This window comes from Leptospira abararensis, from assembly GCF_016918735.1.
In the GTDB taxonomy this organism is placed as follows: Bacteria; Spirochaetota; Leptospiria; order Leptospirales; family Leptospiraceae; genus Leptospira_A; species Leptospira_A abararensis.
In genome coordinates, this window is sequence record NZ_JAFFPR010000051.1 from 1 (window position 1) to 11,418 (window position 11,418).

Genomic DNA, 11,418 nt, shown 5'->3' on the forward strand with positions numbered 1-11,418 from the left:
AAAGCATAAATAACAAACTGCACTTAAATGGAGAGAAAGGCTTAAATTGTTCTCTTCCAAAGCTTAAATCGACAACACCTTCCTAAAAAAATTTGCGCGTTTTCTTCTTTTGATCAACTAATTGCAATTAACGAACTAGACTTACCGAAGTTCCCCGACCCTGAGTCCCAACGGGACGTTAGGGACTGGCATGTAGCTTGCGAATGCAAGGCGAATGCCAGAAGGGGAATTTGGCGTAGCCCGAGCGAGGCCTTGTGCCGAAGCGTAGCGGTAAGTCGCTGTTATGCGACGTCACTTTAATCAGTATCAATTCTGTTGTTATTAAAAGCAATGAATTCCATTAACATTCCATTGTGGCTTTTTGCCTTAAGATCTTTTTCTGATAAATCAGATTCTATTTTAGTAAAAATATTTTCCATTTTCTGGTTTGAATTTTCGATTTTAAGAGGTATACATCTTCGATCTCGAGGATTCTTTACTAATGCAGTATGGTTTATTTCAATGTTTGTTTGATCAACAATTCGACAAAGTTGTCCTTTGTAAATTAATCCTTCAATATGATTGCAGTTTTCATAATTTGTGAGGCAAATATTACATTTTCCTCCTTTGACTATTGCTCCGATGCTGCTATATATTGGAATTTTAGGAAACATAGTTTTTTCAAGCATTTCTCTATGTTTTGATATGTGATTTAGAAATTCTGGATCAGATGTTAATCGTAGACCAAGGGCAATATATTCTTCAGCATCAATTATATCCATCCAAGCTTTTTCGAAATCATTTTTTTTAATATTAAGTAGGCATTTCAAAATTGAAATTAGTGAGTAAATGGATGATTGTAGATATAGGAATTCATTTGCTTTTTCTCCATCACCGATTTGAGCTAAACTAAGTTTAGCACTTTTTATCCAAGGAATTAACTGATTTAATTCTACAAGTATATTTTCTTGTAAAGTAGTATCCGTTGAAAATGGAAGATAATCTAAGGATTTATCTGCAGATTTAATGGTTTCATTAAAGATTTCTGGAATTGTTTTAGTAGAATCCTTCATTTGATTTTAGAAAACTCTTCAATGCTTTGTTTGAATTTGTGTAATCCGGAAGTAGGGCCACTATAACTAGCTTCTTTTATTTCACCTTTTGAATTTTCGAAATATAGGCTAATTTTGACATTTGGACTATTATTATTTCCTCTAAATAGATCAGTTAAATAATTAGCTAGAATACTTATCGCAAGTGAAGATATTTCTGGATTATTGCTAATTAATGCCGCTGAAAGAAAAATAATAGGAGAAACCCATTCAATATTCCTGTTGTTGGTAATTTTTGAATCTTCTTTGAATCCATATATTGAGACAGGTATGTTATTAATCTTAAATAATTTACTAATTGTTACAGTGTTTTCTGAATATATGTGATCTACTTCGTTTTCTACACTCCAGTTATGTGGAAGCAAAACAGTTTCTGATCTTGAAATATAGTTTTGAAATTGTAAATCAATAGGTTTGTATTTTATCTCTGGTTCCATTTATTTAAATATCCATTGAGTGATGTTGCATAACGAACTAGTGGAGACGACGTTCCTCGTAGCTGAGCCTCGCAGAGGCGTTAGCGTCGGCGCGCTTTTTGCGGGAGCAACAAAGCGTGACGGAGAGGAATGTGCCGCAGGCCAAGCGAGGCCGTAAGTGCCGAAGCGCAGCGTTTCCACGCTGTTATGCGACGTGCGGTCTTAGCCCGAATTTTCCAGCAACTTCATTAACTCTATTATCAAAACTATAGAAAGCAAAATTTGAGGAATGCATAGAGTCTTTTAGAAAAATTGCAGTTGCAACGTGAATCCCATCTAAAGATCTACAATCAGCAATTTCTTTCTTTAATTCAATAATTGATTGAATACTTTCATCTATTTTCATTAAATTACATTCCGAAAGAAGTTCTTTAAGTTGTTTTTCGTGTTTAGAAAGCCATTGAGATGAAAGAGACTTCTTTTGATTCTTGTAAAATCGTCTGATTACTATAGTAGCCTCAATTAAAGTTAAAATTGAGCTTACTTTTTCACTAGGAGTATTCCATATTTTTATTGCTTTATTGTGGAAATGATCACCTAAAATAAGAGAGAGAATAATACTGGTTTCGATATAATAAACCATTTGAGATTAAAATTTATCTTCCTTCGATTCTTGGTAAATTGCCCACCAATCTATTTGTTTTTTTCCGTTTGTTTGGGTTTTAATTAATTTATTGATAATTGTGGATTTACGTTTAGCTGGAATTAGCTTTCCTTCAGAAGTAAGCTTATCTAATATCATTTGTATTTTATTATTACTATTTTCTTTTTCAGGGAATTTTAATTCGGCAACAACTCTGTTATGTTCTGTAATAAGAACATTTTCTCCATTTTTAACTAATTCAATATATTGGCTAAGGTGTGATTTCAGTTCTCTAATGCCGACGGATATCATGAACTAATTGTGACTACATTGACTACTTTTGTCAAGTATAAATTAATCAGAATAAAATGACATTTTCCATTTTTTTTATGGCGGTTTTCTGTTTTAGATAATTTTGACCGCATGTTCGCATAACGAACTAGTGGAGACGACGTTTCCCGACCCTGAGTCCCGGTAACGGGACGTTAGGGACTGGCACGGAGTTTGCGGATGCAAACGAGTGACAGAAGGGAAATGTGGCGCAGCCCAAGCGAGGCCTTGTGCCGAAGCGCAGCGTTTCCATGCTGTTATACGCTGGTTGCTATTTTAGAATTATAGTTTATCCCAACTTGGGATTTTATCTTTCTTTCCGACTTTTCCCAAAACTTTCTTAAATCCGTTTTCAATTGAGTCTTTATTTTTTCCTTGAATTCGTTTTTTGAAAAAGTTAGCAGTATCAATATCACTGATACCTCTAGTAAAAGCATATAAAGCAAATTGATTAAGAGAAACACCTTGCGTAGCAGCAGTTTTCTCAATTCTTTCTTTAAGATCTTCAGGGATACGAATAGTGAGAACATTTTTTTTATTCATAATTTAATCTCCAAAATTTAGCAAAATCGGTAGGAGTGATAACTTTAAAAGAATCAAACTTAAGATTTTTATTTTCGTTAAAATCTTTAATATTTGAAGTAATTAGATATCGACTGTTACTTGCAAAAGCAAGTTCAACAAAAAGATTATCGTTTTCGTCCCCAAGATTTGGTCTTAGTAAATAGTTAATTGAAAAAGGCGTAGCCACCAAAGCAAGGAAGTCCAAAACAAGATTGATTTCCTTCTTTGAAAAACCCAAATCCGACAAAGATTTATCTCTAAGTAAAACATCAGAGTATTCTACAAAAACTGGAGTTGATAGAGCTAACTCAATTTGTCTATTTTCAACTAAAGTTAATATAAAATGCGAAGCACCTCTACTGTCTCTGAGAGCTTGATATAAAACATTTGTATCAATGGTTACCCGCACAGACTAATGATATCAAATATGCTATCATAAATCTACTAAATTTTATTAAACTTTTGGTTTAATTTCTTAATTTTTATTATTTTGAGGAATAGTTTGATTTTTAGCAACTTGCGTATAACGAATTAGGCTTACCGACGTTTCGTGTAGCTGAGCCTCTGAAAGAGGCGTTAGCGTAACACGGAATGTGCCTTTAGGCCGAGCGAAGGCCCCACGAGATCCAGATTTTTTCAGAAATCTGAGGCGAAGTGGATAAGGCCCTGAGCGAGCGGTAAGCCGCTGTTAATTGCAGTTAGTTCGTATAGTAAAATATTTAAGTCGAAAGGTCAACAAAAGTGAGCGCAAATTTTCTCTTAATTCTTAAAAGCAAAAAATGCAAACTGCACTTAAATGGAGAGAAAAGATTTAATTGTTCTCTTCCAAAGCTTAAATCGACAACACCTTCCTAAAAAAATTTGCGCGTTTTCTTCTTTTGATCAACTAATTGCAATTAACGAACGAGGCTAAACGACGTTCCTCGGAGCTGAGCCTGCAGGGCAGGCGTTAGCGTCGGCACATCTCCTTGCTTTGCAAGGAGTGTGACGGAGAGGAATGTGCCGAAGGCCAAGCGAGGGCTTGACCCGAAGCGCAGTGTTTAGCCGCTGTTAGGCGCAGTTGTCGTTTTCTGTCTAGGAAAATGCCTCTTCCCACTCAGGCTTAATATATTCCGTTTCCCAATCTAATGGTTCAGATAAGGCCGCAATCTGACCGAATTCTTCAAAATAGCGATCTGCAACTTTTTTATCATTTATATAAATTGCATTTTCGAACGAAAATATGGCATTTTTGGTAAAGTTGAAAGACCCGGTCCATACAGCATATGGCTCCACAAAATTATAATCATCGTTTTTACAAAAAATAATGAATTTATTATGCATTCTTGGTATACTTTTATTTAACTTACTTGTCATACCTACGCATCTTATTGGTTCAACAAAATCAAAACCGTAACTTCCTCCAATGATTTGTAATGCTTTATTTTGCATTAAGTGTGAATTCAGATTACAGCTTAGGGAATTGTAAGAAGATCTTAATTTTTCTTTATATACTTTTTTGCTTTTAATGCCTGCATCTGGGCGCAAAAAATCTTCTTTTTGAACAATAATAAAAGTTTCGCAGTTGGATAATGCTTTTAAAATTTTAAAGTTAGTTAGCCATGCGACACAGCCGAAAATGTAATCTGCTTCATTAATTTTAGATATAATTGCATTTTCTAATTCTCTAAAATATACTTCGACGTTTATATTTTGAAAGATACCATTGTGATTATTCAAAGAAAAATCACTGCCATGAGATCCTTTTATTTTAAGGTTGTTTAAGTTGAATTTGGTCATATATGCTCTCTAAAATATATTAAAATTAAACTCTTTTTTAAGGATATGCTTAGACAATTGCGCCTAACGAACTAGGCTACACGACGTTGTCCGTAGCTGAGCCTGCTGCGCAGGCGTTAGCGTCGGCGCGTCTTCTTGCGGAGCAAGAAGCGTGACGGAGGACAATGTGCCGTAGGCCGAGCGAGGGCGCAAGTCCCGAGCGTAGCGTGTCAGCCGTTGTTAGTCGCAGTTTTCGTTCATTGTAAAGGCTTAAAATCAAGATTTTTATATATATTTAAATTACCTTTCAATGGAGTAGGTAAATTGTTATCGCAAAATTCGTTGAAATTTATTTTATTTTCGCTTATCTCTAAAACTAGGAAGCTATTAGTACTAAAAGAGGTAGGTATTGTAGAAATTGAGGTATCTGGATTAAGGTTTTCAGGAGGATTTTCGAAATCGCAATTTGGGTAAGATACATGACTTATAATAGTATTTTCTAAGTATTTATTTATTACTCTTGGAATAGCGTAGCTTGCTACAACTGAATAAATACAATTGGCAATCTGATTTTTTGGATGAAAATTAATATAATGAATTGGATTAGTATTAGTAAAATATAGATTATATCCAGTGTCCGCAAAGTCTCCCGTAGTCTCATCCCATTGAGATATGAACAAAGTCTTAAACTCTTTGTAGTTGCCGTAAAAGTTTTCATTTGTATAGGAAGATGAAAAAAAGTGTTTCCGATTCTCTATTAGAATTTTTTTGTTAGAGTTTAGTTTTGAATACTCAAGGAAGTTTATTCCGTTTACTATTTGTTTTGAGATAAGTTTATCTTGGATTTGAATAGATGTTTTTTCTACTTTTTTTATTCTATATTCAGAATTAATGCAGAATTGATTTTTTAATTCTGAAATTTCAGAATCGAATACTAAATAATAATCAAAGACATATCCAATTGAATCTTTAAATTGAACTTTAATCCATTTACCATTTATACCATCAACTTGATCCGAAATTGTTAATTCAGAAATTATTTTTACTTTAGTCTTATCAGGTAATAAAACAATTTTATTACTATTCTTAGTAGGTTTTTCTCTTAAAATTAAACCAGAATTAGTATTCACAATTGCTATTTTCTTTTCTTCCGAATTACAAAATAGCATCGAGAGTGTGATTGAAATTAAGAATATTTTTTTCATATGAGTAGATATTTGTTTAAAAAATTCGAAAATTTCGCATAACGAACTAGTGGAGACGACGTTTCCCGACCCTGAGTCCCGAACGGGACGTTAGGGACTGGCACGGAGTTTGCGAATGCAAACGAGTGACAGAAGGGAAATGTGGCGCAGCCCAAGCGAGGCCTTGTGCCGAAGCGCAGCGTTTCCATGCTGTTATACGCCGTATCAAAGAATTGAATTTTTCCTTTTTTATTATACATTTTAAGTAAATTTATTTGTCAAAATATTATTTTAAACCTTAAAAATGGGTTGAGTTAATTTTTGTTCTTTAACTTTAAATTTTTATTATTTTCAAGAATTATATTACAGATTTCTTTTCCTAAAAAAGTACCTGAATCGACTCCAGGATCTCGATAATAATACGTTTTATAAATTGGAGCAAGGGATCTAATCATATTAAATCTAATGCGAAATAATAGATCATTTCTATGCTCTGAATATGCTACCAATTCCGCTTCCGTAATTTCATCAGATATGTCCTCAAATGAATTGATGGTCAAATTCATATCTACTTTTCTTTCGTTTAAAGGAAGTCTATCTTCTGAACGGTAATGGAGGAATTTATATTCGAATGTTTTTACACTTATTTTATGGTAAGCAGTATTGCATTTAACCAATTCTTTTGAAATACCATTCATGGCCCTATTATAACCGTTTCTTATCAAAAATTCATCACCAAAAATTACATTGATATTTGAATTTTCCTGTAAGATTTTATCAATTTTTACTTTGATAATAGAATTAAATTTATATTCATAACAAAATTCTAGGCTAGTGAAGATCACAGCCCATAAAGCTAGATGGAAGTATTTGTTCATAATTTTTATTTCATTAGGATTGATAATTCAAAATTTCTGAAGAGTAATTTAACTAGTTATCTTCATGGAAATAATGTATTAAATGCAGATTAAGAGCACGTAATTATTAACAGTATTTCATTAATATTCTTTATTTTTTTTTAGATTTCTGAATTGAAATGTTTTTTTTGATATGGCGTATAACGAACTAGTGGAGACGACGTTCCCCGACCCTGAGTCCCGAACGGGACGTTAGGGACTGGTCACGTAGCTTGCGTATGCAAGCGAGTGCCAGAAGGGGAATGTGGCGCAGCCCGAGCGAGGCCGTGAGTGCCGAAGCGAAGCGTTTCCACGCTGTTATGCGTAGTGGGTTATTGCTTAAACTATTTAGGAAATATTTTAAATTCGAATTTCTTAGATACTTTCCTTAATTTATCATCTAATGTACAAATGATTAAATCATCCGATATCATTCTTCTAAAATGAATTGCAGTGGCTAAATGAGTGGCATCTAGAGATTTTAATTCTAAAATATTCCTATTCTTTCTTATTTCGGATTGAATGTCAAAATCTAAGTTTTTTAAACTAATTTGCGAAAGTAATTCATTTAGAATATTTTCTGATTCAGTCAACCATGCTTTATCTAAAGACTTTTTATTTAAATTATAAAAGAGATTCAACGATCTAAATGATTCGATTTCCAATAATATTGAACTAAATTTCTTATCATTTGAATTGAAGATTTCTAAATATTTTTGAAAATTATCTTCCGAGTAAAAGATGTTTAATAAGAAACTGCTATCGATATATAATGCCAAAATTAACTTCTCTCTTCATTATATATTGATTTCCAAGTTTTAGATATATCTTCTTTTGATAGACCTTTGAAAGTTCTAGATTTAGGTATTTTTACAGTTTTGAATTTTTTAGCTGGTATGATTGAATTATTTTCAGTTGATTCCTTAATGTATAATTCAGTTTTGTTTTCAATGGTAGAAAATTTTTTAATTTCGGCAATAGGATTGTTCCTATCTAAAATAAGAATAGTTTCGCCTTTTTTTACGAATTCGAGGTAACTGCTTAAGTTATTCTTTAAATCTTTTATTCCTATTGATTTCATAAGGAAATAGTAGTCACCGGGACTACTTAGTCAAGTCTTTAGTTTCCCTATTTTTTTACTGATTTTAGGCAAATTTTAACCCATTACGCATAACGAACTAGACTAACCGACGTAGGCTGGCCCTGAGTCCCAACGGGACGTTAGGGACTGGAACGACACTTGCGCAGGCAAGGGGAGTGCCAGAAGCCTATGTGGCGTAGCCCAAGCGAGGGCTCGTCCCGAAGCGAAGCGGTTAGTTGCTGTTATGCGACGTGAGCTTTTTCTTCCTTTATTTCTTTTTCTATTGCTTTTTGAACAAATTGATTTAAGGAAATTCCTTCTATCAATGATTTTCGATAGGCTCTTCTATGAAGTTCAGTAGGAATTCTGACATTGAATGAACCTTTAAAAGACTTTTCTGGATCTTTCTTTGCTTTTAAACATAATTCAAGATAGTCATTAACAGATTCGATGAATGCCTTTTTAATTTCATTAACAGATTTACCTTCAAAAGAAATTAAATCTTCAATTCCTTCAATTTTTCCATAGAAAATTTCATCTTCGGAATCAAAATGCACTGACCCAAGATATCCTTTATATTCCATTAGATCTTTCATTCTATATACCCTTCAGATTTTAATTCGTCTAAAATTTGATTGATTTGGTAGGATTTTAAAATATTACCAGGATGAGGTTTGTGAAGACGAATCACATGTTTTCCCTTTTCATGTATCCATGCAACCCTTGAACCAGAAGATTTTCCTGAATTATCTTGAATGTAATCAAACCCATTTAAAAGTTTTCTGAGTTCATCGTAAGTAAAATCCTTTGGTTTAGTTAAAATTCTAGTTAAAAGTTTATCTTTTTTGGACACTTACGGCTAGCCTAAATAAAGGCATCAAAAAAGCAACTAGAAATCAGTTGCATTTTTTTAGTTTCTTATTTTTTACGTTTTCTAAATAGCTTTTTGTAATAGAATAAAGTTTTAGCTCATGTCGCATAACGAACACAGCTATCCGACGTTCCTCGGAGCTGAGCCTCCGTGCGGAGGCGGTAGCGTCGGCACATCTCCTTGCTCTGCAAGGAGTGTGACGGAGAGGAATGTGCCGAAGGCCAAGCGAGGGCGATAGTCCCGAAGCGCAGTGGATAGCGGAAGTTAATTGCAGTTGGTTTTGTGTAGTATTTGCTACTAATACGAAGTGTGTGAATTCCCAGCGCGCAAATTTTCTTTTTTTTTCTTTGTCTTCAAAGCCCGGCAATCATTTTTGCAACATGGAAACCGTGATCAAAACTTAATAGGAAGTTGAGCGAAATAAACCTCTTGCTTCTTATTCTTTTCTTTAAAGTGCTTGAATCATTAACAAAGTAATAAAATCGATTATCGAATTGATCAAAGTTGAACTATAGCTTTTTAAGAAAAATTGCGCGCTGGTTTTTTTGAGTAGAATTAACCAATTGCAATTAACGAACTAGACTAACCGACGTAGGCTGGCCCTGAGTCCCGGTAACGGGACGTTAGGGACTGGAACGACACTTGCGACTGCAAGGGGAGTGCCAGAAGCCTATGTGGCGCAGCCCAAGCGAGGCCTCGTGCCGAAGCGAAGCGGTTAGTTGCTGTTATACGAAGGTGCTTATTATAAATAGAATTGACTAACTAATTCAGGGAATCTCGTCGTTAGTTCTTGAATATAGTTTACATGAGAGATATTCAAAACTAGTTTCGATTTTTTTAATTTTTCTCTAGAAAATTCCGGATGAGGAAATACTGTTGCTGCAAAGAATATGACATTCATTTTAGATTTTGTAAGTTGAGATCTGATTGTTGAAAAATAGAAATCAAGTTCATCCTGGTTAAAAATATTTTTAGTTTTTAAGTTTAGGACAAAATCGACTGTAAACATGAGCGAACGGAAAAATGGATCAAAAATTTCACTATTGCCGTCAAAATAGTCCTGAATTTTTTGAATAAATTCTTTGTTTTGTTTAATCCAATTTTCTTCGATTATTCTTGTTATATCTTGCTCAATGATTGGAAAAGCGAGAGTACCTGCATAACCTTTATAAAATAATTTGTCTTCTGATCGACTATGTATTTCTATCAATTGAAAGAATCTTTTTTCAAACTTATCCTTAATGATTTCTATATTTTGATTTGAGAAAATGACAGATTGTTCCGAATGAATTCTTTTTGTTTCTTCAAGTTCGTGAATTGATGCTCTATGTTCTTTTATTTGAATATTTATAGTAAGTAATAAAGCGATAAAACTAAGAAATGCTAAGATAGGATTTAATATTCCGCCAAAAAAATCACCAGATTCGGCCCAAAGTCGGTGATCATGACTTATATTAAGTCCGAAGAAAATAATATATAGAAATATGGGAATAATTACTATTAGTATTCCCATAATTCCTATGAAGATTAAGAATTTTTCTAGTTTAGTCATTATTTTTAAGCACTTTCGTATAACGAACTAGTGGAGACGACGTTCCTCGTAGCTGAGCCTCGCAGAGGCGTTAGCGTCGGCGCGCTTTTTGCGGGAGCAACAAAGCGTGACGGAGAGGAATGTGCCGCAGGCCAAGCGAGGCCGTAAGTGCCGAAGCGCAGCATTTCCACGCTGTTATGCGCTGGACCGTTATTTATGAGAAACTTTTTGGTTTTTCAATGGCAATCTTATATCTCCAACGAATACATACCTGATTTTTCCAATGTTCATCATTTTATGGATAGATTGGCGAGATAGTTTTAACTTCTTTGCCATTTCATCAACACTTATTAGATCCGCAGCTACAGTGACTTCAGCATCTTTTTTAGCTTTAAATTCAGCAATTGTTGCATTAATGTGATTTTGAGATTTTCTATTAAGAATCCCGTCTCTGCAATTTCTGCAAAAGTAACCTTCTAAGTTATTTATTTTAATGTTCCCATAATCTTTAATATTGAAATTTTCAGAGACATCGGATTTAAAAACCATAGAATTTGTTTCACCACAGACAGGACAATCGATCCATTTTTTATCTTTCATATGCTTTCATCTCCTTTAAAAGAAATAACTAAGGTATTACTGTTCGAAATTTGGATTTTAATATAAAGTTTATAATGATTGCTTTCCTTTTTGTAAACATCGTGCCAGAGCAAATGATTATTATGTGAAGTCATTGATTTAAAGAAATCAGAATTATGTAAATTTAGAACTTCATTAATAATTTCAGTCTCACCATATCCAAATTGTTCAATCGCAGTTTTTTGAGCATTTTTTGTAATTGAAAACTTTCCTTCCATTATCAGTTCTTTGATCCTTTTTAAAGGATAATGACAGACACGTTTTTCCACAGTTTCTATTTTAATTAAAAGGTAGACATTGTCAATTACTTAAAATAATTATATTTTAATCGAATTTTGGTATGACTTCAAGACATGGGTAACGGTTATGCTGCAGGAGAAGGGTAACGCTTTTTGGAAACCTTTCTTGGTTTAT

General features: G+C 33.6%; 16 protein-coding genes. All 16 read right to left on the bottom strand.

What is annotated here, in order from left to right; translation table 11 throughout:
* Positions 1–296: 296 nt before the first annotated feature.
* Complete coding sequence (locus tag JWG40_RS15460; RefSeq protein ID WP_205286681.1) at positions 297–1,052, bottom strand: hypothetical protein; 756 nt, start codon at positions 1,050–1,052, stop codon at positions 297–299.
* Entirely contained in the window at positions 1,049–1,528 is a 480-nt protein-coding gene (locus JWG40_RS15465) for a hypothetical protein (protein WP_205286682.1), read from the bottom strand. Before JWG40_RS15465 ends, JWG40_RS15460 begins: the two co-directional genes overlap by 4 nt.
* Positions 1,529–1,712: 184 nt before the next feature.
* Complete coding sequence (locus JWG40_RS15470) at positions 1,713–2,150, bottom strand: PIN domain-containing protein (RefSeq protein ID WP_205286683.1); 438 nt, start codon at positions 2,148–2,150, stop codon at positions 1,713–1,715.
* A gap of 6 nt (positions 2,151–2,156) precedes the next feature.
* Positions 2,157–2,462 (bottom strand): type II toxin-antitoxin system Phd/YefM family antitoxin, encoded by a 306-nt coding sequence (locus tag JWG40_RS15475; RefSeq protein WP_205286684.1) that lies wholly within the window; start codon positions 2,460–2,462, stop codon positions 2,157–2,159.
* Positions 2,463–2,762: 300 nt separating this feature from the next.
* Positions 2,763–3,023 (bottom strand): toxin-antitoxin system HicB family antitoxin, encoded by a 261-nt coding sequence (locus tag JWG40_RS15480; RefSeq protein ID WP_205286685.1) that lies wholly within the window; start codon positions 3,021–3,023, stop codon positions 2,763–2,765.
* Positions 3,016–3,453: a putative toxin-antitoxin system toxin component, PIN family gene (locus JWG40_RS15485; RefSeq protein WP_205286686.1), complete on the bottom strand. Its 438-nt coding sequence runs from the start codon at positions 3,451–3,453 to the stop codon at positions 3,016–3,018. The genes JWG40_RS15480 and JWG40_RS15485 overlap by 8 nt, the downstream gene beginning before the upstream one ends.
* A 665-nt stretch (positions 3,454–4,118) precedes the next feature.
* Positions 4,119–4,823 (bottom strand): phospholipase D-like domain-containing protein, encoded by a 705-nt coding sequence (locus tag JWG40_RS15490; protein ID WP_205286687.1) that lies wholly within the window; start codon positions 4,821–4,823, stop codon positions 4,119–4,121.
* Between the two features lie 236 nt (positions 4,824–5,059).
* The gene (locus JWG40_RS15495) at positions 5,060–5,932 is read right to left on the bottom strand and encodes an SH3 domain-containing protein (protein ID WP_205286688.1); all 873 of its coding nucleotides are present in this window, start codon (positions 5,930–5,932) and stop codon (positions 5,060–5,062) included.
* Positions 5,933–6,300: 368 nt separating this feature from the next.
* Complete coding sequence (locus tag JWG40_RS15500; protein WP_205286689.1) at positions 6,301–6,864, bottom strand: hypothetical protein; 564 nt, start codon at positions 6,862–6,864, stop codon at positions 6,301–6,303.
* 362 nt (positions 6,865–7,226) lie between these two features.
* On the bottom strand, positions 7,227–7,661 hold the full coding sequence (locus JWG40_RS15505) for a PIN domain-containing protein (protein WP_205286690.1): 435 nt from the start codon (positions 7,659–7,661) through the stop codon (positions 7,227–7,229).
* 2 nt (positions 7,662–7,663) lie between these two features.
* Positions 7,664–7,963 (bottom strand): type II toxin-antitoxin system Phd/YefM family antitoxin, encoded by a 300-nt coding sequence (locus JWG40_RS15510; protein ID WP_205286691.1) that lies wholly within the window; start codon positions 7,961–7,963, stop codon positions 7,664–7,666.
* Between the two features lie 242 nt (positions 7,964–8,205).
* Entirely contained in the window at positions 8,206–8,559 is a 354-nt protein-coding gene (locus tag JWG40_RS15515; RefSeq protein WP_002989029.1) for a type II toxin-antitoxin system HicB family antitoxin, read from the bottom strand.
* Positions 8,556–8,816, bottom strand: a complete 261-nt coding sequence (locus tag JWG40_RS15520) for a type II toxin-antitoxin system HicA family toxin (RefSeq protein ID WP_205286692.1) — start codon at positions 8,814–8,816, stop codon at positions 8,556–8,558. The genes JWG40_RS15515 and JWG40_RS15520 overlap by 4 nt, the downstream gene beginning before the upstream one ends.
* 760 nt (positions 8,817–9,576) lie before the next feature.
* On the bottom strand, positions 9,577–10,386 hold the full coding sequence (locus JWG40_RS15525) for a hypothetical protein (protein ID WP_205286693.1): 810 nt from the start codon (positions 10,384–10,386) through the stop codon (positions 9,577–9,579).
* A 189-nt stretch (positions 10,387–10,575) separates the two neighbouring features.
* Entirely contained in the window at positions 10,576–10,965 is a 390-nt protein-coding gene (locus tag JWG40_RS15530) for a type II toxin-antitoxin system MqsA family antitoxin (RefSeq protein WP_205286694.1), read from the bottom strand.
* Positions 10,962–11,273, bottom strand: coding sequence for a type II toxin-antitoxin system MqsR family toxin (locus JWG40_RS15535; RefSeq protein WP_205286695.1), 312 nt, complete (start codon positions 11,271–11,273; stop codon positions 10,962–10,964). The genes JWG40_RS15530 and JWG40_RS15535 overlap by 4 nt, the downstream gene beginning before the upstream one ends.
* Positions 11,274–11,418: the final 145 nt, after the last annotated feature.

Bases quoted from the DNA above. Each gene is read 5' to 3' on its own strand.
- JWG40_RS15475 (WP_205286684.1), bottom strand. From the start codon at position 2,462: ATGATATCCGTCGGCATTAGAGAACTGAAATCACACCTTAGCCAATAT.
- JWG40_RS15525 (WP_205286693.1), bottom strand. From the start codon at position 10,386: ATGACTAAACTAGAAAAATTCTTAATCTTCATAGGAATTATGGGAATA.
- JWG40_RS15510 (WP_205286691.1), bottom strand. From the start codon at position 7,963: ATGAAATCAATAGGAATAAAAGATTTAAAGAATAACTTAAGCAGTTAC.
- JWG40_RS15530 (WP_205286694.1), bottom strand. From the start codon at position 10,965: ATGAAAGATAAAAAATGGATCGATTGTCCTGTCTGTGGTGAAACAAAT.
- JWG40_RS15490 (WP_205286687.1), bottom strand. From the start codon at position 4,823: ATGACCAAATTCAACTTAAACAACCTTAAAATAAAAGGATCTCATGGC.
- JWG40_RS15500 (WP_205286689.1), bottom strand. From the start codon at position 6,864: ATGAACAAATACTTCCATCTAGCTTTATGGGCTGTGATCTTCACTAGC.
- JWG40_RS15480 (WP_205286685.1), bottom strand. From the start codon at position 3,023: ATGAATAAAAAAAATGTTCTCACTATTCGTATCCCTGAAGATCTTAAA.
- JWG40_RS15470 (WP_205286683.1), bottom strand. From the start codon at position 2,150: ATGGTTTATTATATCGAAACCAGTATTATTCTCTCTCTTATTTTAGGT.
- JWG40_RS15515 (WP_002989029.1), bottom strand. From the start codon at position 8,559: ATGAAAGATCTAATGGAATATAAAGGATATCTTGGGTCAGTGCATTTT.
- JWG40_RS15460 (WP_205286681.1), bottom strand. From the start codon at position 1,052: ATGAAGGATTCTACTAAAACAATTCCAGAAATCTTTAATGAAACCATT.
- JWG40_RS15465 (WP_205286682.1), bottom strand. From the start codon at position 1,528: ATGGAACCAGAGATAAAATACAAACCTATTGATTTACAATTTCAAAAC.